The following is a 19064-nucleotide window of genomic DNA, read 5'->3' as shown; positions in this document are numbered from 1 at the left end:
TCCCATACCTTGTCGGTAATCTTTTCAAATGTTTTGATTGCAGGAGGGGAAGTCCCGTCATGTGACATTGCAAGGTCAACAGGGATTTCTATGATTTCTCCGGGGGTTACTTCGTGGCCTGCCTTTGCAGAGAGGATTTTTTCAGTGATATTCATAAGCATAACCTATTTTTTGGTGTTTTTAACGATTTCCTTAAATACCTTGTCGTTTATGTATTTGCCTTCTTCCCTTTGCTTTTTGACCTGCCTTACGATTTCAATCAGTTCCTCATCCGTAACGTCGAGTTCGCATTCGTTCAGTTTTGCCCTGACGGCTCTGCATCCTGAATGTTTGCCGAGCACCAGCTGGCGTTTCTGTCCGACAAGCTCCGGAAGGTAAGGTTCGTAACATAAAGGTTCTTCGATGACCGCATCGACGTGGATTCCGGATTCGTGTCTGAAAACGTTGTTTCCAACGACAGGCTTGTTGTATGGAATCGGAAGGCCGCTGGCCTTTGACACGATATCTGAGAGTTCCTTGATGTATTTTGTTTTAAAGCCGTAGTCCTTTCCATACAGGATTTTCATTGCCATTATCAGCTCTTCAAGTGATGCGTTACCTGCCCTTTCACCGATTCCGTTGACGGTTGTTGAAACGGCTTTTGCACCGGCCAATACTCCAACGATTGAGTTAATCACGGCCAATCCGAAGTCATTGTGGAGGTGTACTGCAATGTCGAGCTTCAGGTCCTTGACAAGTTCCTTTACAAGATAGTCGATTCCTTGAGGGGTGATTGCGCCTGTGGTGTCGGCTATGTGCACCCTGTCGGCTCCGCACTCTTCAGCCTTTGAATATATGCGTTTTAAAAATTCGATATCTGTTCTTGTGGCGTCCTCTGCTGAAAATGCGACGAAGAGTCCGTGGTCCTTGGCATAGTCGACTGCGGTTTCGCATAAGTTGATCGCATCCTGCCTGGTGATGTGCATCTTGTGGTCCAGGTGGATGTCTGAAGTTCCGACGAATGTGATGATTCCGTCCACATCACAGTCAAGTGCGGCGTCTATGTCTTCAGGCTTTGTCCTTGTCAGGCCTAAAATGGTTGCGTCCAGGCCTTCGTTAGCTATTGTCTTTACGGATTCCTTTTCCTTTTCAGACACTATAGGAAAACCGGCTTCAATCTGATGTATTTTAAACTGATCCAGTTTTCTTGCGATTTCCAGTTTGTCTTCAAGACTGAAACATACTCCCGGGGTCTGTTCACCATCCCTTAGGGTGGTGTCGTAGATTGTAATGTCCTCAGGAAATGTCAATTCATATTCCTTGTTATAATGACTTATAAAATATTGCAATAATATCACATCTGAAATTTAATATATTATATTAGTAGTTATTCACTATTTAAGTTTTCCAAAAGTTCCATATATGATGTTGTCTCAAAGCCCTCTGCGATGTCCAATTTTTCAAACAGCTTGAAAATCATATTCTGGGCCTCTGTGTAGTCCTCATTGTCGTCCATTGCGATTTCGATTTCCATATATGGGTCGAGTCCTTCAACGTCATCAAGCGATATTTCGAAATTTTCATAGGTGTAGTACTGGCGGTTTTTCCTGACGGTTCTAACTTCTTTAAAGCCAATTTCGGCGAATATTCCCTTTGCTTTTGCGGTGTCTTCAATTTTCATCTCGATTTCCTTTCTGGTCTTTGCCTTGTCGTTGAGTTTAGGGCCTTTGTAGGTTATGAATGTGTCATTGTCGGTTGTGCGTATTCTTAAGGCTTCGTCGGTTTTGGCAAAGTCCACAATCGGACTTGCAAGGTAGATATCTTCCTGAAATTCTGTTTTGCTTTTGATGGCTCCGAGGCCTTCCAGCCTTTTTTCCATTTCTTCAAAGCTGCCGATTTTCGCTTTCACTTCAACTTCTATCATAGTATCATCATGAATAATTGCTTTATAGTTATAGTTTGGTTGTTTTTTCTATTAAAATATGATTGTTTTAAATATGTTATACTGAAAATTAGTAACATTTATAAACAACTATTTTCAATACATGATTTTGCTTTTTATTTATAAATAGTTCTTTATTTGGATATTTTTAAATTTTCAGTTTTTCAGAAAAATTGTAAAAAATATTTTAAATAAACATACATTTATATACTATTTAAACTAAATACTTTATTAGTAAAAATTTAACTAATTTTTTGTTTTCTTAAATTTTACTGTACTACTTTTAAAAATGAATTGGAGGTTTTAAATTGACCGATGTTGATATTAAAATTGAAAACATTGTTGCTTCTGCAAGCATTGGAAAGGACATCGTCTTAACCGAAGTGTCCGAAGCTTTAGAAGGGGTTAATTTTAATCGTGAACAGTTTCCGGGATTAGTATTTAAACTCAAAGATCCCAAAACAGCAGCATTAATATTTAGCTCTGGTAAGCTTGTTTGTACTGGAGCAAAATCTATAGATGATTCCAAATTGGCAATCAAAAAGACTGTAGATTTGATGAGGACTATAGATACAGAAATTCCTCACGAATTCGACATTAAAATTCAAAACATTGTGGCTTCCGCGAATTTAGAATCCACATTAAACTTAGAAGCCGTTGCTTTAGAATTGGAAGATACAGAATACGAACCTGAACAATTCCCAGGTTTGGTATACAGATTATCCGACCCTAAAGTGGTTCTATTATTATTTGGTTCCGGTAAGGTTGTATGTACTGGTGCAAAAACCAAAGACGACGCTAAATTAGGCGTCGAAAGAGCTTACGACAGATTAAGTGAGCTAGATTTAATATAATTGGTGGTATTATTGATAAAACTTGTAGTATTTGATTTAGATAACGTTATTATTGATGGTGAAGCAATAGATGAGATAGGTAAATTAGCAAATGTTGAAGAAGACATAGCTGCAATCACTGAAAAAGCTATGCAAGGCGAAATCGACTTTGAAACTTCTATTAAAGACAGAGTACAACTCCTCGAAGGAACTTCAATCGAAGAAATCGAAAAAGTTGCTGACGATCTTCCATTAATGCCTGGAGCTTGCAAAACCGTCAATTGCCTTAAAGACAAAGGCGTAGATGTAGCTATCATTAGTGGTAGTTTTGATGTAGTGGCTGAGAAAGTAAAAGATAAACTCGGAGTTGACACAGTTTATACCAATAGTTTCACAGTCGAAGATGGTAAACTAACTGGCGAAGTGACTGGTCCTTTAGTATCCGGATCCAAATTGGATGTCTTAAAAGACCACGTCGAAGAAGCAGGAATTACTTTGGATGAAGTAGTTGCTGTTGGAGATGGCGCTAACGACATTTCCATGATCCAATCAGCTGGATGCGGAATCGCATTCAATGCAAAAGATTCCGTAAAAGAAATTGCTGATATAGTAGTAGAAGAAAAAGACTTGTGCAAAGTCTTATGTGAAATCCTTAATCAATTAACCACTGATGATGCTGAAGAAGAAACTGTAGTTGAAGAAGTAGTAGCTCAAGAAGCTGAAAGCGATGCTGAAACCGAAGATGAAGTTCAAGAAGTAGAAGCCGAAGCTGAGGAAGAAACTGAAGCTGAAGAGGAATCCGAAGAAGAAGCTGATGAAGAGGTTGAAGCTGAGGCAGAAGAAGAAGCTGAAGCTGAAGTTGAAGAGGAATCTGAAGAAGAAGCTGATGCTGAAGCTGAAGAAGAACCTGCTGAAGAAAAACCTGAATTTGTTCTTGCCGACACCATGGAAGGTGTAAGAAAACAAAAAGATGAAAAAGAAGCTGAAATCGCTAAAGTTGCTGAAGAAAGAGAAGAATTCAATAAAACAGCCAGAGAACAACGTAAAATTAGAGATGAACTAAACTCATCTTTAAAAGAAAACTTAAACAAGGCTATTGAATTCAGAAACGAGCGTAATGAAATCAACAAAGAAGTTGAAGCTGCTAAAAAAGCTCGTAATGAAGCAAATAATAAAATCAAAAGTCTTGAATGGAATTCAGGCAAACGCGACAAAGTCAAAATAGAAAATGAAATCAAAAAGATTGATAAAATCATTGAAACTCGCGTTCTTGATATTAAAAAAGAAAATCAGCTCGTTAAAAATGCTAACGACTTAAGAAAACAATTAATGGAAATTCATGAAGATGAATCCGTTAAGGCCGAAGCTGACGAGTACAGGAAAAAATCTGAAGAGGAACATGAAAAAGTCATTGAACTTTCAGAAAAAGCTCAAGCAGCTCACGAAGAAATGCTCAAATACTTCAGAAAAACCGATGACATTAGAACTGCAGCTGACGAAGCACACAAAAAATTCGTCGAAGCACGTAAAAATGCATCTGAAAAACATGAAGAGTTTAAAGCTATCTTAAGCGATATCCACATTATCAACAAAAAGTTAGGTTCCAACAAACCTAAACGCAGAAAATCTGATAAGAAAGGATCATCTTCCGGCGGAAACAAAAACCGTGAAGAAAAACAAAGAGCTCAAGAAATCTTCGAAAAATTCAAACAAGGTGGAAAAGTCTCTACCGAAGAGATTTTACTCTTGCAAAAATATAATATAGGTTAAATATAATTTAACCTTACTATTTTCTTTTTTTTAAGGTTTTAACATGTCAGAAGAAAAAATTGAAACCTGCTTTATCTGCGGTCAGAAATTTGACATGAACAAGGCTGATTTGGCTTACTATCGTAACGGCAAATTTCCGATTTGCGATTTCTGTGCTGATTTCTATCGCTTTTATGGAGAAGACTTGACTCCTAAAAAAGAATGATTTTAATTCATTTCTATTTTTTTTAATTTTAACAAATCAAAATTCCTTTTCCAGTTTTTCGACAAGCTTTAAGGCTTCATCAATCACTTGCCACATGTCGAAGATGACTCCATTTAATTTGAAATGGGTTTTAATTTTGTCATCGTTCCTCATTTGAAAAGGTTTAAAAAATTGTTTTTAGTTTGTAAAATTACATTATTTGTGAAAAATTGATTTTATTTTGTAATTTAAAGATTAAAAATTAGTTAAATTTAAATTCAATCAAAATATATATAGTAATGCTGGAGAGAACATATCTCCAAAAAAATTTTTAAAGAAGTGAAAAATATGGTTACAAGACTCGACAGATTCAAAAAAGAAATGGAGCCCGCAAAAGAATTATACTCTAACGAACTTAAAGATTTTGCTGGAAATTACAATTTTTTAGGTGAAATGACACTGGAAGAAATGCCAGATATTGATACTCAGGATTATATATTCTGTTTTGAAAAATTAAATGGGACTGGAGAAGATATTCTAGACAAAACCCTTAAGGAACTCTATATTCACATGAAAGAATTTTCAAAAATAAATGGCATCGATAAATTTTCACGAAATGCAGTTATATCCTACAAAGAGTGATTATCATGGATATTACAAAATTCCCCAATTTCAGCTATATCTTTTAACGTTACACATGTTGATGCTGAAAAGTCAGTTAATTCCAGAAAATTGTGATGAATGGTGTGTTAATGCAACTATAATTAACAGGGCCTATTATAGTGCATATTTGTTCTGTGAATTGTGGCTTGAAGATGTGAAAAAATTTAAGGTCAAACATCCTTGGGATTTCAAGGGAGATGAAGAAAGAATTGGAGAGCATAAACAAATCAGAGAAGCATTAGATATTTTTGGAGAAGAACAAATGAAAACAGAACTTCAAAAATTATTTAAATTAAGAAAAAAGGCCGATTACGATCCGTTCATCGACATCACGTCTGAAGAGGTCACCAATGCGGTTCACCACATGGAAAAAATCTTCAACCATCTAAAATTTGATTGAAGTATTTTTTTTAAATCCAAATGATTTCATATCCTAAAATCAAAATTTCCCAAACCATATTTAAACGCGTTTAAAACTCCTTTTCGTTAGTGCTTTTAGAGCGAGTCTATCTATTCCAGTTTTTTGACAAGCTTTAAGGCTTCATCAATCACTTGCCACATGTCAAAGTATTGATACATTCCAAGCCTTCCTCCGAAAATGACATTGTCTTCTTTTTCGGCCAATTCCTGATATTTTTTAAACAGTTCGGAGTTTCTTTCATCGTTCATCGGATAATAGGCCTCTTCGCCTTTCATCCAGGCTTTCGGATATTCGCGGGTAATCACCGTTTTTGGAGATTGTGACCCTTCGAAGTGTTTGTGTTCGATGATGCGTGTGAACGGCGTTTCGCTGTCGGTATAGTTGATGACCGCATTTCCCTGATAGTTTTCCATATCCAATGTTTCAAACTCGAAGTCAAGGCCGCGGTATTCAAGCTCCCCATAGCAGTAATCGAAGTATTGGTCTATCATTCCTGTGAATATGATTTTATCGGCAATGTTTAGCCATTTCTCCCTGTCTTGGAAAAAGTCCGTGTTCAGTTTCACTTCAACATTGTCGAGCATCTTTTCGATGATTTTCGTATATCCTCCAATCGGAATTCCCTGGTACAGGTCGTTGAAGTAGTTGTTGTCAAAGGTATATCTTACAGGAAGCCTTTTGATGATGAATGCAGGAAGGTCCTTGCACTGCCTTCCCCACTGCTTTTCGGTGTATCCCTTCACTAATTTCTCATAGATGTCCCTTCCGATAAGGGAAACGGCCTGCTCTTCCAGGTTTTTTGGATCTTCAATGTGGAATTCCTTTTTCTGCTCTTCTATCTTTGATTTTGCCTCTTCAGGGGTTCTCACTCCCCACATCTGATAGAATGTGTTCATGTTGAACGGCAGGTTGTAGAGTTCGCCCTTGTAGTTTGCGACAGGCGAGTTTGTGTATCTGTTGAAGTCTGCAAACCGGTTGATGTATTCCCAGATTTCCTTGTTGTCGGTGTGGAATATGTGGGCTCCATATTTGTGGACGTTGATGTTTTCTGTGTTTTCTGTGTATACGTTTCCTCCGATATGTGGGCGTTTTTCAATTACAAGACAGTTTTTTCCTCTTTTTCTCATTTCATATGCGATAATGGAACCGAAGAGGCCGGACCCTACAATCAAATAATCATATTTCATAAAGAAATTCTCCTTGATATTATTTTTGTTTTGAATATTATAAAGATTGTCTTGAAAAATTAAAATTTAGATTTTTCATCAATTCATTCTTTTCCAATATGTATTTTAGCCTCTAAAGCGCCGATGATGGAATTTATAAGCATTCTTGTCTTGACATCCCTGTTATGAATCTTTTTAAGCTTTCTTACCTTGCTTAAAAGCAATCTGTTTTCTTCAACCGTGAACGGTGAGTTTTTCCAGGTGTATGTCCAGTGCAGGAGGTGCGGGTTGATGCTTATGTTCTGGACTTCCTTGGAAAAGCCGTTTGTGCACTTTCTGCAGTAGATGTAGGACTCCATCAGCTCGTCAAGCAATCTCACATTGACGGTTTTGGTAATGGACTTGTCGTCCGGCAGGTCACGGATATAGTAGTCGTAGCACATGAAATTATTTAAAAACACGATGCCTTCAGCGTTGAGGAATGCTTCAAGGGCAAATGCAAGATCATCTCCTGAAACGAACGGCTTGAAACGGATGTCATGGTCCTCTATCAAATCCCTTCTGTAGATTTTGCTCCAAACTGACGGGTGCATTTTCAGCATGTCCGGTTCCTGCTCGATATTATCCACTCTGATGATATTCAATGGCTTGTCTCTCGGATAGGTTACTTCCAGGGTTTTTCCATAAAGAAACCTTTCAACGAAATTATCCCAAACGAAATCGGGAACGTTGATGAAGTTTTCGGTTTCAAAGCTTTCGTCCGGGTAGTGCTTTTCAATCGAATCCATGTATGGGGAGTAGGATTTCTGTACCTTGCCTCCGTACTCGAATATTCTTCTGAATCTTGCGAATGCCATTTGGGCCTTGTTTGCTGTCACCGCATCGTATAATGTCTTGACTGCATCGGGCGTGAATCTGTCGTCAGGGTCCAGAAACATTATGTAGTCGCCGGTCGATGCCGCAAGGCCTGTGTTTCTTGGAGTGTATGCGGCGCCGCTGTTCTTTTCATGATGGATTGCAACGCAGCAGTCGTATTTGTCCGCATATTCGTCGATTATTTTATCTGATCCGTCGGTTGAGCAGTCGTTGACCATTATGATTTCAAGGTTTTCGCTGCCTATTGTCTGGTTTATCAGTGAGTCGATTCCTCCGCGCAGGTGTTCCCCAACATTGAAAATCGGTAAGATAATGCTAATTTTGTCATCCATTTTATCATCAAGTAAGATTAATTGATTATAATATATTTTTTATATTCTTTATAATGATTTTCATCACTATTTATAAATATGATATAATATAAATATTAAATTAGTATATAAATTATAATGCTTGCTCACATATTGTGATTTAGTGAACTTAACGATTAACAGATAACCAATTGGTGATAGAATGAGTGATATATATAGGACATTTACATCAGAATCAGTAACTCAAGGCCACCCGGATAAGGTTGCAGACATCATATCTGATGCAATACTCGATGCATACATGGCAGACGATAAGAATTCACATGTCGCATGTGAAACCTGTGTAACAACAGACTTTTGTATGGTATTTGGAGAGATAACCTCAAATACCGATTTATCCAAAGAGGATATTGAAAAGATTATTAGGGACACTATCATTGAAATCGGTTATGACAAACCTGAACTGGAATTCGACGGTCATTCATGTGATGTTAAAAATAAACTCCATGCACAATCCCAGGACATCAACCAGGGCGTTGACAGAGGGGATGAGGAAACCGGTGCAGGAGATCAGGGAATGATGTTCGGGTTTGCAACAAACGAAACCGAATCATTGATGCCATATCCAATCGATCTAGCACGCAAACTAACCAACAAATTAACAGAACTTCGTGAAAGCGGAGAACTTCCATACTTAAGACCTGACGGCAAGGCACAGGTGTCAGTCAACTATGACAAGGAAGGCAATGTATTGTCACTTGATGCTGTGGTGCTGTCCACACAACACGACGAGACAATGTCCGACAATCAGGAACAGTTGCATGAAGACATCAAGGAAAAGCTCTTCAAGGCAGTCATCCCTGAAGGACTGATAACTGAAGATACCAAAATACACATCAATCCGACAGGCAAATTCGAAATCGGAGGGCCTCACGGAGATGCAGGACTGACCGGACGTAAGATTATTGTAGATACCTATGGAGGATATGCCCGCCACGGTGGAGGAGCATTTTCAGGAAAAGACTGCACCAAGGTGGACAGAAGCGCATGCTACATGGCAAGATACATTGCCAAGAATATCGTAGCAAGCGGGCTTGCAGAAAAATGTGAAATCCAGGTATCATATGCAATCGGAGTTGCCGAACCGACTTCCATCATGGTTGATGCTTATGGAACAGACAATAAAGTAGATGATGTCAGCTTTGAGGATATCGTGCGTGAAAACTTCAAGTTGACTCCTGATGGAATCATTGAAACCCTTGGATTAAGGGACGTCACATACAAACAAACCGCAAAATACGGTCATTTCGGTATCGAAGGCCTTCCATGGGAGAAAACCGATAAGGCTGACGACTTGAAAAAATACCTTAAAAACTAGATGCTTACTTTAAAGTAAGTTTCTAAACTTCTTTTTTTTTTAGTTATGGTTGAATTATTCTATTGCATTTTTCTTATTTGCATGCAAAATATTCGGCCTTTCAATTAATTCAAAAATAATATGCGCTATTTTTTTGAACCGATAGTCTTATAAATAACTTTCCATATTTTTCAGTTTTAAACAGTGGCAGGGTGATGTTTTCTTCGGACAATAAGCTAATTTAATCATTTTATCATTAAGTATAATAATGTCATGTCATCAAACTGTTCTGCATCCTGAGTAAAACCGTTGATATCATTTAATAAAGGTCGGATTGGGTCCCTATCATTTTCAAATTCATTGAAGAAGTTTAAAAGTCTGTCTTCCCCATACATTTCATTGCCGTTATTTATTTGGAAAAACTATTGGTATACTTTTGAGCGGTCTTCAATACGTCCACAATATAAATGCAATTATTATCTACTCTAAAACAGATTCTATAATTTCCTTTTCTTGCTCTTTTGTATTTTGGATATTTTTTTACTTTTTTATAGTTGCTGTCTTCGGGATTGTTTATTATTTCTTCTAATTTTTCACGGATTATTTTGTATGCTATTGGATTTTTCTTTTTATAGTATTTTAATTGTCTTAAAGCAGAACGTTTGAATTCAAGTTCCATATTAATCATCTAGATATGCATCAAGTTCATCTAATGAAGAAAAGTGAACTCCTTCACCATTTGCAAATTCTTTATCTGCTTCAATTAAGTCTTTAATCTCCTGATATTCTTCATAATCATCTAATACTTTAGAGATAATGTCATTGAAAGAATCATTCTTATGTCCAATGTCTGCTAATCTTTCATGATTAAATAAACTGACTCTGATAGATTTTGTTTCCATTTATACATCACCAATAATATATTTTGTAGTTTTAAGTATATATAGTTTACAAGGTATACCTTGTATACATAATCAACAATATTGCTCCAATTTGATATATTTTTTTGTATATGGCAAAAAATATTTGGGTACATTAATATCAGTTTATGTGTGTATCTGTGTTTTTTCATCGAGTCGCAGTTTGAAAATATTTATTATTAATGAATTTGATATTTTATATTATAAATTAGTAATAAGGAGGATTTGTTTTGGTTGAAGAAAATGAATTAGATTCTACATATGGAATTTCTGATGAAGAACTTACGGAAAGATTTAAAGCATCTATTAAAATTGATCAAGATATATGTAAAATCAAAGGACTTCCTATTGCTGGTTATGATGATGAGAATAAACGTGCTTATTTAGAGTATCCTGATGGAAGGAGAGTTTATGTCTCAGAAAAATAGGCTTCCGGAAGTTATGGTTTTTGCAGGTCCCAATGGCAGCGGCAAAACCACAATAACCCGTATGGCAAAAACTGCTGGTGTTTATATCAATGCGGATGATATTAAAAAATCAAGTTTATGCAGTGATTTGGAAGCTGCACAAAAAGCTGAAGAACTTAGAGAATCAATGCTTGAAAAAGGTGAAGATTTCACATTTGAAACCGTGCTTTCTACAGATAGAAATCTGAAGTTACTTAAAAAAGCTAAAGAAAAAGGATATTTTCTAAGATGCATTTATGTTCTCACAGATGATTATGAAATAAATATCGCACGAGTAAGAATGAGACAATCCATGGGAGGTCATGGAGTTCCTGAAGATAAGATTAAATCAAGATATGAAAAGGCTCTCAATTTAATTCCAGAATTGATAGAAATTTGTGATATTGTCCATATTTATGACAATACTATCTCTCCATTTAGAATATTTAAGAAAAGAAAAGATGTGTATTATCACTGGGAAAATAACTATTGGAATTATTCAGATATTGAAAAGCTTACTGGAATAAATAAATATGAAAATTAATTCCTCCACTATTTGCGAGTCTCTATTTTACAATTTTTTTAATATCCCATAGGAATATAAGATGATATTCATTATAGGTAGGTTTATAAATATCAGTTTATCTGATTAACCAGATATGTACAGAAACTATCTGTCAATTCTATTGTAAAAAAAAGGTTGATACTCAATAATAAATGGTCAGATATTACATAATTATTTCATATGCCCTATGACTTATCAATATTAAAGAAAAGAAATATTGCATTAAGTTAGGCATTAAAATCTTTCAAACAACAATTATTTAAATAATGAGAAATATAATAAAGGTATTAATATAAGAGGTGAGAAATATGGCAAAACCTATTGGAGACACTCCAACATTATGTGGCAAAGAAGCATCTGATTTTTTAAACAGAATGGTTGAACCTCTTACAGAAAAGGATAAAGAATTTAAAAAGAGGTATGATGCTGCTAGAAAGGTATCATTCTAGGACTCTTAAATCAAGATACAAATAGAATGTCTGTTCGGGATTTCGTTCTATTATGATATCTAATTTTTCTTTTATTTTATTGTCATCTTTTTTTAGGTTAATGAAGTTATGATTTGTGTAAAATTTATATGCGCTTGCATAGCCTTCTACTGTAACAAATCTCAGTCCCACATTATTCTCAGCAATGTTTTTAACATTGAACAGGACACTCATCAATATTTCAGAACCTAATCCTTTGCGACTGTATTTTTCATCTACAGCAAATCTTCCAATTTTGATTGCAGGCAACTTTCTCTTTTTGGAAGTTATATCCAATTGATCTTTGATATCCTGTTTAGTGTCTCCATCACGAATATCCTTTAAAGGAATTGTGTCAGTCAGCAGTGAAACATAACCCACAATTACATCATCGCACATCACCAATTTTGTTAGGTTTAATTTGTTTTTTTGTTGAGTTAACGCATCATCCTTAAGAAAATCATTCAAATCATCTGATGCACACTTAAAATTAGATAAATCATGATGTTCGGTAAGTGTTTCAAATCGATAATTTTCTTTGATATACTCAATATCCATGCATTAGAGTAGTTCTTCATTCATTATTAATTTTTCTCTTCTTAAATTACAAATCAAAAGCAATATTTCACACTCAAAGCAATTATGCCATTAAATTACTGTAAAAATTGAAAAATCAAATGAAATAATGGTTAATAAATTCGTCAAGTATGATGACAATAGCAATAATAAATAGTTATAGAAATATCAGTTTATGGGCGTATGTATGATTTAATATAAACAGACTTGATAAAACTAAAAAAAATGATTTGGGATTAAAATCCCAAATTAAAATTATCCTGTATAAGGGTTGCTTGCAGTATATGCTTTACCGTTTACATATAGAGTGTATGAACCGTAATTGATGGTTCCGTAATTGCTTAAACTGCTAATATGGCTGTTGCCGGTTAGGGTCCATGTGGATCCTGAGTTGATTACCAGTTTTGTAGTTCCATAGGAACTGGACGGGTTGATGCAGCCGCTGTATTTGGTTTTGGATAATGTAAGTTTCATTGAACTGATCTTGTCAATAATGATTTTGCCTGACATTGACATGTTTGTTGCAGTGAATGCCACATCTCCACCGTTGGAGCCGGTTTTACCCCATTGGCTTTGACCTGCAGCTTTCAGTAAAACTCCACTTCCATAACTTAATGTACAGCTGTTAAGGTTAATGTTTGCACCGGTATTTGTCACATAAAACATTGGCGCTGATTTATAGTAGCTGCTTGAAGATGAAATTGCCAGTTTGGTATTGGTGGCGGTGAATTTTGCCACACCGACATCCGCATCTCCGCTCATACTCTGATACAGGAATATTCCTGCATTATCCACATAATTCCCGTTAACGTAACGGTTTCCTTTTCCATATCCTGTGAAGTCACAGTCGGTTAATGTTATGCTGTTTTTACCTTCAATACATGCTATTTGACTTACATAACTTGTACCTGAACTTTTGGATACGGTAATGTCTCCTGTTGAATATATCAATGGACTTCCCTGTCCGCTTGTTTTTCCAACTCCTGTGTATAATTTACAGTTGTTTGCAATGACGGTTCCTTCTCCACGGTCTGTTGCCAGTGCGGCACAGCTTCCTCCACGTGTGTATATTTTCACATTATTCGCAATGATTTTACCGCCGTATGTGGCATCCAGTCCACGGGATTTGTCTTTGTAGGTGTTTATGACAACATTGCTCACATATGCGGTTGCACCTGAACTTGATGAGTCAAGATTTGAAACGAATATTGCATTTGCCCCTTTTGCATTGGTGGTAATTGTTGTGTCTGAAATCTTCAGTGTACTTTTTGCGGTCACCAGCACTGCAGCGTTTGTTCCGTAAAAGTCAGAACTTTCCGCGTTGGAACTGGATACGCTGCCTGTTTTAATTATTTTTGAGTTTTTAAGGGTAAGTTTAGCTCCGCTTTTAACCAGCACCGTGTTTTTGTTGGATGCGGTTACGCGATAGGTTTTGCCGCTTTTGGTAATGCTTTTGCCCTTGACGAGCAGCTGTCCGTAAACCTTTTTGGCTTTCACATAAATTTTCACGGTTTTTGCTGAAGCCTTATAGGGAATTGTGCCTTTATAGGTTGTTTTCACAGTATAATACTTTCCGGAGTTGAGGTTAATTTTTATTTTGGCCTGTCCGTTTGAATTGGTTGTTCTTGTATAGGTTTTTGAGGATATTTTGAAGATTACTTTCTGTCCGCTCAGCGCCTTTCCTGTGCTGTCTTTTAGAGTGACTGTGAAATAATTTCCTTTAACAATCCTTTTGCTCACGGGAACAATTTCAGTTGCGAGCCTGTATGATGTGATTGTAACGGTTTTTGAAGCACTTTCATATGCTCCTCCAGCATGGCTTATTGTCATGCTGTATTTTCCAACATTCTGGCTTATTTTTAAACTTGCAGCACCTTTTGAATTGGTTGTTCTGGTGTAGGTGTTGCCGTTTATCTTGAAACTCAGTGTCTGGCCGGCAACGGGATTGTTGCTTGCATCGTAAAGATAGGCTGTGAAGTAGTTTCCTCTAACTACGCTTGTGCTTTGCACTACTATTTTGGACGCAATCTGATAACATACTATGGTATAGTTGGCTTCACTCTGACCGTATGTTGAATCTCCAGGATAATATACGGTCACATCATATGAATCCGGTGCAAGATCAATTTTCAAGCTTGCAACACCGTCATCATCGGTTGTTTGCGTATGGTTGGCATCGGCAAGGTTGAATATCACTGACTGGTTTGAAAGGGCATTGCCTTCCGCGTCAGTTAATGTTACTTTAAAATAATCTGTTTTTACAATATTTGTATTGTTTGCACTTATTTGAGTGTCTGTCCTTTCGGAATTCTCATATGAACTTAATGTTTGGTTGTCTGAATCATCAGGATATGATTCTTCACTATCTGTGGTGCTTAAATCATCAGTGTTTAAATCAGCAGAAGCATCATATTCACAAGTAGATAAGGTATCATTGTTTTCATCTGTTGCGGATATTGCACTAATACTAATAATGAATACTAATGATATCAGCAGAATAAAACTTAATTTTCTTGTCATACTTTTTCCTCCACTTTTCTTTTATAATGAAATAATGATTTATCTCATTAAATTCAATCTCCCAATCCTGAATATAATTTGACTTTTTTTGCTGTTGAAATCCAAAAACATTCAAAATTGTTACTCATAATAACTCGAACGCCATATATAAATCTTTTTATTTAATTTTAAGTCAAAATCTATCGTATTATCGTTTAAATAAGCTTAAAAACAATTAAAATAGTTGAAATTTTTCACATCAATCCTGAAGGGTGCAGAATCCTGTCTGTCACCATAAAAATTAATGATATCAAATATTGTTAAATGTGATTTATTTAGATTGATTCTAACGAAATGAACTTATTTTATATTAAATATGGTATATTATTCTTTTATTAGGGAGGATATTATAAAATCTAATCTGAATACTGCTTTAAAGGATAATAAATCGAAATCCTTTTAAAAATTCCTAATCTATTAATAAAGGATTTTTAAATTGATTTTATCAAAATAAGGCAATTTAAATAAAATAAAAAATAAGAATATTTGAGAAAAAATCATGCTCTCCAACTCAAGGTTAAATGAAAATGGAAGAATGCGGGCTTTTTCAGCGAAAAAGGCTTTAACAGAAGATTTTTTCATCAGGCCCATATAACACCCAAAATACCTGCCATTTTCTGCATGAAAATTTTGATCATTCATTCCTGGAATCTCCATGATGACATGTCCGCCAAAGGCTCTCGAAAGCCAAACGGAGGCAAGGCGGATGAATGTTCCAGCAGCATATGTTAGTTTTATATATGTTTATAAATAAATCTAAAAGTGATAAATTTACTTTTTAAGTGGAATCATGAAAGTTATTATTTTAAATTCGGGAATGGGCACTAGATTGGGTGATTTAACAAAGCATAAGCCAAAATCATTAGTCAATATCAATCCTGATGAAACAATTTTTTCAAAATCCGTTTCCATCCTTTCCAAATTTGATGTTGACGAATTTATAATCACCACCGGGTATTTAAGCGATATATTAAAGGAATATGCCTGTGCAGAGTTTCCGGATGTCAATTTCAGATTTGTCCACAATTCCCTTTATGATAAAACCAATTACATCAAATCGATGGATCTGATTCCCGATTTTAAAGGCGATGTAATTCTGCTTCATGGGGATCTGGTTTTTGATAAGGGGGTTGCCGAATCCATAATGGATTCAGAAAAATCCTGTGTTGTCGTTGATTCAGCAATAAAAATTCCAAAAGACGATTTCAAGGCAAAAATCACTGATGGTGAGGTGAAATATATCGGCGTCGACTATTTCGAAGATGATGCCGTCGCCTGCCAACCCTTTTATAAGCTAAAGGAAGAGGATTGGGCGTTGTGGAAAAACAAAATCGGGGAATTTTGCGGTTGCGGAAACACCGATGTCTATGCGGAAAACGCTTTAAATACTTTAACCGACGAAATTATAATTAAAGCCATTGATATAAAAGGCAAGCTGTGCATGGAAGTGGATACCAAAGAGGATTTGGCCAAAGTGAAGGAGATTTTAGAATGAAAACTGTTTACATTGCAATTAGTGCGGATATTTTACATCACGGACATATCAATCTGATAAAGAAGGCCGCCCAGTACGGTGAATTGATTGTAGGAGTTTTAACCGATGAGGCTGTGGCAACATACAAGAGACTGCCCGTTCTGGATTATGATGAAAGGTCATTCATCATTGAAAACATTGTGGGAGTGAAAAAGGTTGTCCCGCAAAGCACCTTGGACTATTCGGACAATCTGGAAAAATACAAGCCGGATTTTGTTTTCCATGGGGACGACTGGAAAGAGGGCGTTCAAAGCAAAATCAGGCAAAACGTCATAGACACCCTGGAGGGGTGGGGCGGAAAGCTGATAGAAATTCCGTTCACGGAAGATGTAAGCATTGACAAAATAAACGGCATGATTAAGGATGCTTCTTCAATTCCGGATTCAAGAAGGGGAAAGCTGAAGAAACTGATTTCTCTAAAGCCGATTGTCAGAACAATGGAGGCCCATAACGGCCTGTCCGCATTGGTCGTTGAAAACGCTAAAGTGACCAGTGACGAGCAGGTCAAAACATTTGATGCGATTTGGGTTTCAAGCCTGACGGACTCGACAGCAAAGGGAAAGCCCGACATCGAGCTTGTTGACATGACTTCAAGGATAACCACAATAAACGAGATAATGGAAGTCTCAACAAAACCGATAATACTGGACGGGGATACCGGAGGGCTTCTGGAGCATTTCGTATTCAATATCAAGACAATCGAAAGGATGGGAGTCTCTGCAATAATCATAGAGGACAAGATGGGACTGAAGAAAAACTCCCTTTTCGGAACCGATGTCGAGCAGACCCAGGACGGCATCGAAAACTTCTGCGAAAAGATCAGAGCAGGCAAAAAGGCTTTGCTCACTGACGAATTCATGATTATAGCAAGAATTGAAAGCCTGATTTTAAAGCAGGGCATGGATGATGCGATTGAAAGGGCAAAAGCATATGTCGGCGCCGGAGCTGACGGGATCATGATCCACTCAAGGGAAACCCGGCCTGATGAGATATTTGAGTTCTGCGATTTGTTCAGACAGTTCGCACCCGACGTTCCGCTGGTGGTTGTTCCGACATCATTCAATCAGGTTTATGAGGATGAATTTGCAAAACGCGGAGTCAACATTGTGATTTATGCAAATCATTTAATCAGAAGCGCATATCCCGCAATGATGGATACCGCCAACCTGATTCTTGAAAATGAAAGATGCAAGGAAGCCGACGATAAGTGTCTGTCCATTAAGGAGATTTTAACTTTAATTCCTGATGAATAGGTGTAATCATGATTGACGTTGGCGAATTCATAGGTTATCTGGACGATATTGGTATAAATTTCTTTTGCGGAGTTCCGGATTCTCAGCTGAGTCCCTTCTGCGATTATTTGGAGGAGAATTGCCGAAATATTATTGCCGCCAATGAAGGCAATGCGGTGGCCATTGCAAGCGGCTATAATCTGTCCACAGGCAATTATCCTGTTGTCTTTCTTCAGAATTCCGGATTGGGAAACATCGTAAATCCGGTCACTTCACTGACCCATAGGAAGGTTTATTCAATCCCGGTCGTTTATGTCATCGGCTGGAGAGGCCAGCCTGGAGTTCATGATGAGCCGCAGCATAAAAAACAGGGTGAAATCACGCTTGACATGCTGGAACTGCTGGACATTGAGCATTTTGTGGTTGACAGGGACACAACTTTCGGGGAATTGAAATCCGTTTTCGAGAACAGTTTTCTAGACAGGCTAAGCGATGGCGACAGTGTGGCCATTGTCGTTTCAAAAGGGGCGTTTGAGGACTACAAGACTGCAAAGTCAAATGGCAATGCGCTGACCCGTGAGGAGGCGATCCGCACAGTCACGGCCTTCTTGGGCGACAGCGACATGATAGTCTCCACCACAGGCAAATCCTCAAGGGAACTCTTCGAGTATCGCGAAGAGCAAGGCCATGGCCACGGAAACGACTTTCTGACTGTCGGTTCCATGGGACACTCTTCAAGCATTGCCCTGGGCGTTGCCTTAGGCAGTCCCGACAGGAAAATATTCTGCTTTGACGGTGACGGGGCAATGCTGATGCATATGGGAGCCCTTGCGCTGGTCGGCTCTGAAGGGCCGGAAAACTTCTATCACGTAATGTTCAACAATTCCGCCCATGAAAGTGTCGGCGGACTTCCGACAGTGATGCGCGACATGCATATCGATGGGCTGGTAAAGGCATGCGGATACAGGAATACTTTCAATGCTTCAAGCATCGATGAATTAAAAGAGGTTTTGCCCAGGTTTGTGGAATCTCCCGGACCGGCATTCTTAAATATCGATGTCGACATCAGCTCCAGAAAAGACCTTGGAAGGCCGACCACAACGCCGGCTGAAAACAAGAGGGACTTCATGAAAAAACTGCAGGGGGAATAGTATGGACTGGACTTTCAATGTACCTATAAGATTTCACGACTACACTTTAGATGAGCTGAAGGAAAGGCTGTCGGATATGGATGGAGATGTCTTGCTGATAGCATCCAAAAGG

21 protein-coding genes and 1 pseudogene are annotated in these 19064 nt (G+C 37.4%); 12 read left to right on the top strand and 10 right to left on the bottom strand.

Annotated elements, in window-relative coordinates:
• The 3 genes and pseudogenes from IJF99_RS03220 to cyaB all read right to left on the bottom strand — a co-directional run.
• Positions 1–155: pseudogene (locus IJF99_RS03220) on the bottom strand (3-isopropylmalate dehydratase large subunit); the annotation flags it as partial.
• A 9-nt stretch (positions 156–164) separates the two neighbouring features.
• Positions 165–1328, bottom strand: coding sequence for a homocitrate synthase family protein (locus IJF99_RS03215; RefSeq protein WP_292792013.1), 1164 nt, complete (start codon positions 1326–1328; stop codon positions 165–167).
• 38 nt (positions 1329–1366) lie between these two features.
• A complete protein-coding gene (gene cyaB, locus IJF99_RS03210) occupies positions 1367–1903 on the bottom strand; it encodes a class IV adenylate cyclase (protein WP_292792011.1) in 537 nt (178 codons plus the stop codon).
• A 326-nt stretch (positions 1904–2229) separates the two neighbouring features.
• Between cyaB and IJF99_RS03205 the strand changes: the two genes are divergently transcribed.
• From IJF99_RS03205 to IJF99_RS03185, 5 genes are all read left to right on the top strand, one after another.
• Positions 2230–2775: a TATA-box-binding protein gene (locus IJF99_RS03205; protein WP_292792009.1), complete on the top strand. Its 546-nt coding sequence runs from the start codon at positions 2230–2232 to the stop codon at positions 2773–2775.
• Between the two features lie 12 nt (positions 2776–2787).
• Positions 2788–4524, top strand: a complete 1737-nt coding sequence (serB, locus tag IJF99_RS03200; protein WP_292792007.1) for a phosphoserine phosphatase SerB — start codon at positions 2788–2790, stop codon at positions 4522–4524.
• 43 nt (positions 4525–4567) lie between these two features.
• Positions 4568–4729: a hypothetical protein gene (locus IJF99_RS03195; protein WP_292792005.1), complete on the top strand. Its 162-nt coding sequence runs from the start codon at positions 4568–4570 to the stop codon at positions 4727–4729.
• A gap of 327 nt (positions 4730–5056) precedes the next feature.
• On the top strand, positions 5057–5350 hold the full coding sequence (locus tag IJF99_RS03190; protein ID WP_292792003.1) for a hypothetical protein: 294 nt from the start codon (positions 5057–5059) through the stop codon (positions 5348–5350).
• A gap of 55 nt (positions 5351–5405) precedes the next feature.
• Positions 5406–5771, top strand: coding sequence for a HEPN domain-containing protein (locus IJF99_RS03185; RefSeq protein WP_292792001.1), 366 nt, complete (start codon positions 5406–5408; stop codon positions 5769–5771).
• A gap of 110 nt (positions 5772–5881) precedes the next feature.
• Here IJF99_RS03185 and glf read toward each other — a convergent pair whose 3' ends face one another.
• Both glf and IJF99_RS03175 read right to left on the bottom strand, forming a co-directional pair.
• A complete protein-coding gene (glf, locus tag IJF99_RS03180; protein WP_292791999.1) occupies positions 5882–6979 on the bottom strand; it encodes a UDP-galactopyranose mutase in 1098 nt (365 codons plus the stop codon).
• 83 nt (positions 6980–7062) lie between these two features.
• Positions 7063–8166 (bottom strand): glycosyltransferase, encoded by a 1104-nt coding sequence (locus tag IJF99_RS03175; protein WP_292791997.1) that lies wholly within the window; start codon positions 8164–8166, stop codon positions 7063–7065.
• Between the two features lie 181 nt (positions 8167–8347).
• On the opposite strand from IJF99_RS03175, the gene metK reads away from it, so the two are divergent.
• Positions 8348–9523 carry a methionine adenosyltransferase gene (gene metK / locus IJF99_RS03170; RefSeq protein WP_292791995.1) on the top strand — a complete coding sequence of 392 codons (1176 nt, stop codon included), beginning with the start codon at positions 8348–8350 and terminating at the stop codon, positions 9521–9523.
• A 224-nt stretch (positions 9524–9747) separates the two neighbouring features.
• Here metK and IJF99_RS03165 read toward each other — a convergent pair whose 3' ends face one another.
• Genes IJF99_RS03165 through IJF99_RS03155 form a run of 3 tightly spaced genes read right to left on the bottom strand, consistent with a single transcriptional unit; the run spans position 9748 to position 10404 of the window.
• On the bottom strand, positions 9748–9897 hold the full coding sequence (locus tag IJF99_RS03165; RefSeq protein ID WP_292791993.1) for a hypothetical protein: 150 nt from the start codon (positions 9895–9897) through the stop codon (positions 9748–9750).
• Between the two features lie 14 nt (positions 9898–9911).
• Positions 9912–10181 carry a type II toxin-antitoxin system RelE/ParE family toxin gene (locus tag IJF99_RS03160; protein ID WP_292791991.1) on the bottom strand — a complete coding sequence of 90 codons (270 nt, stop codon included), beginning with the start codon at positions 10179–10181 and terminating at the stop codon, positions 9912–9914.
• Position 10182: 1 nt separating this feature from the next.
• Complete coding sequence (locus IJF99_RS03155) at positions 10183–10404, bottom strand: hypothetical protein (protein ID WP_292791989.1); 222 nt, start codon at positions 10402–10404, stop codon at positions 10183–10185.
• Between the two features lie 248 nt (positions 10405–10652).
• Between IJF99_RS03155 and IJF99_RS03150 the strand changes: the two genes are divergently transcribed.
• From IJF99_RS03150 to IJF99_RS03140, 3 genes are all read left to right on the top strand, one after another.
• A complete protein-coding gene (locus tag IJF99_RS03150; RefSeq protein ID WP_058738427.1) occupies positions 10653–10850 on the top strand; it encodes a hypothetical protein in 198 nt (65 codons plus the stop codon).
• The gene (locus IJF99_RS03145) at positions 10834–11412 is read left to right on the top strand and encodes a zeta toxin family protein (protein ID WP_292791987.1); all 579 of its coding nucleotides are present in this window, start codon (positions 10834–10836) and stop codon (positions 11410–11412) included. The genes IJF99_RS03150 and IJF99_RS03145 overlap by 17 nt, the downstream gene beginning before the upstream one ends.
• Before the next feature lie 329 nt (positions 11413–11741).
• Positions 11742–11882 (top strand): hypothetical protein, encoded by a 141-nt coding sequence (locus IJF99_RS03140; protein ID WP_292791985.1) that lies wholly within the window; start codon positions 11742–11744, stop codon positions 11880–11882.
• Here IJF99_RS03140 and IJF99_RS03135 read toward each other — a convergent pair.
• Both IJF99_RS03135 and IJF99_RS03130 read right to left on the bottom strand, forming a co-directional pair.
• Positions 11874–12458, bottom strand: a complete 585-nt coding sequence (locus tag IJF99_RS03135) for a GNAT family N-acetyltransferase (RefSeq protein ID WP_292791983.1) — start codon at positions 12456–12458, stop codon at positions 11874–11876. The genes IJF99_RS03140 and IJF99_RS03135 overlap by 9 nt on opposite strands.
• 273 nt (positions 12459–12731) lie before the next feature.
• The gene (locus IJF99_RS03130) at positions 12732–14996 is read right to left on the bottom strand and encodes a hypothetical protein (protein WP_292791980.1); all 2265 of its coding nucleotides are present in this window, start codon (positions 14994–14996) and stop codon (positions 12732–12734) included.
• Between the two features lie 829 nt (positions 14997–15825).
• On the opposite strand from IJF99_RS03130, the gene IJF99_RS03125 reads away from it, so the two are divergent.
• Genes IJF99_RS03125 through aepY form a run of 3 tightly spaced genes read left to right on the top strand, consistent with a single transcriptional unit; the run spans position 15826 to position 18952 of the window.
• Positions 15826–16530: a sugar phosphate nucleotidyltransferase gene (locus tag IJF99_RS03125; RefSeq protein WP_292791978.1), complete on the top strand. Its 705-nt coding sequence runs from the start codon at positions 15826–15828 to the stop codon at positions 16528–16530.
• A complete protein-coding gene (aepX, locus tag IJF99_RS03120; RefSeq protein ID WP_292791976.1) occupies positions 16527–17822 on the top strand; it encodes a phosphoenolpyruvate mutase in 1296 nt (431 codons plus the stop codon). The genes IJF99_RS03125 and aepX overlap by 4 nt, the downstream gene beginning before the upstream one ends.
• Positions 17823–17830: 8 nt before the next feature.
• Positions 17831–18952 (top strand): phosphonopyruvate decarboxylase, encoded by a 1122-nt coding sequence (gene aepY, locus IJF99_RS03115; protein WP_292791975.1) that lies wholly within the window; start codon positions 17831–17833, stop codon positions 18950–18952.
• Positions 18953–19064: the final 112 nt, after the last annotated feature.

This window comes from Methanobrevibacter sp., from assembly GCF_017406825.1.
Classification (GTDB): Archaea; Methanobacteriota; Methanobacteria; order Methanobacteriales; family Methanobacteriaceae; genus Methanocatella.
Note: the sequence above shows the minus strand (reverse complement) of the source record. Positions and strands in the feature narration are given on the sequence as shown.

Excerpts from the sequence above, each read along its gene's own strand:
- IJF99_RS03195 (WP_292792005.1), top strand. The coding sequence starts at position 4,568 with ATGTCAGAAGAAAAAATTGAAACCTGCTTTATCTGCGGTCAGAAATTT.
- IJF99_RS03125 (WP_292791978.1), top strand. The coding sequence starts at position 15,826 with ATGAAAGTTATTATTTTAAATTCGGGAATGGGCACTAGATTGGGTGAT.
- IJF99_RS03185 (WP_292792001.1), top strand. The coding sequence starts at position 5,406 with ATGTTGATGCTGAAAAGTCAGTTAATTCCAGAAAATTGTGATGAATGG.
- cyaB (WP_292792011.1), bottom strand. The coding sequence starts at position 1,903 with ATGATAGAAGTTGAAGTGAAAGCGAAAATCGGCAGCTTTGAAGAAATG.
- IJF99_RS03190 (WP_292792003.1), top strand. The coding sequence starts at position 5,057 with ATGGTTACAAGACTCGACAGATTCAAAAAAGAAATGGAGCCCGCAAAA.
- aepX (WP_292791976.1), top strand. The coding sequence starts at position 16,527 with ATGAAAACTGTTTACATTGCAATTAGTGCGGATATTTTACATCACGGA.
- metK (WP_292791995.1), top strand. The coding sequence starts at position 8,348 with ATGAGTGATATATATAGGACATTTACATCAGAATCAGTAACTCAAGGC.
- IJF99_RS03135 (WP_292791983.1), bottom strand. The coding sequence starts at position 12,458 with ATGGATATTGAGTATATCAAAGAAAATTATCGATTTGAAACACTTACC.
- IJF99_RS03160 (WP_292791991.1), bottom strand. The coding sequence starts at position 10,181 with ATGGAACTTGAATTCAAACGTTCTGCTTTAAGACAATTAAAATACTAT.
- IJF99_RS03130 (WP_292791980.1), bottom strand. The coding sequence starts at position 14,996 with ATGACAAGAAAATTAAGTTTTATTCTGCTGATATCATTAGTATTCATT.
- IJF99_RS03140 (WP_292791985.1), top strand. The coding sequence starts at position 11,742 with ATGGCAAAACCTATTGGAGACACTCCAACATTATGTGGCAAAGAAGCA.
- IJF99_RS03175 (WP_292791997.1), bottom strand. The coding sequence starts at position 8,166 with ATGGATGACAAAATTAGCATTATCTTACCGATTTTCAATGTTGGGGAA.
- glf (WP_292791999.1), bottom strand. The coding sequence starts at position 6,979 with ATGAAATATGATTATTTGATTGTAGGGTCCGGCCTCTTCGGTTCCATT.
- IJF99_RS03165 (WP_292791993.1), bottom strand. The coding sequence starts at position 9,897 with ATGTATGGGGAAGACAGACTTTTAAACTTCTTCAATGAATTTGAAAAT.
- aepY (WP_292791975.1), top strand. The coding sequence starts at position 17,831 with ATGATTGACGTTGGCGAATTCATAGGTTATCTGGACGATATTGGTATA.
- IJF99_RS03155 (WP_292791989.1), bottom strand. The coding sequence starts at position 10,404 with ATGGAAACAAAATCTATCAGAGTCAGTTTATTTAATCATGAAAGATTA.
- IJF99_RS03145 (WP_292791987.1), top strand. The coding sequence starts at position 10,834 with ATGTCTCAGAAAAATAGGCTTCCGGAAGTTATGGTTTTTGCAGGTCCC.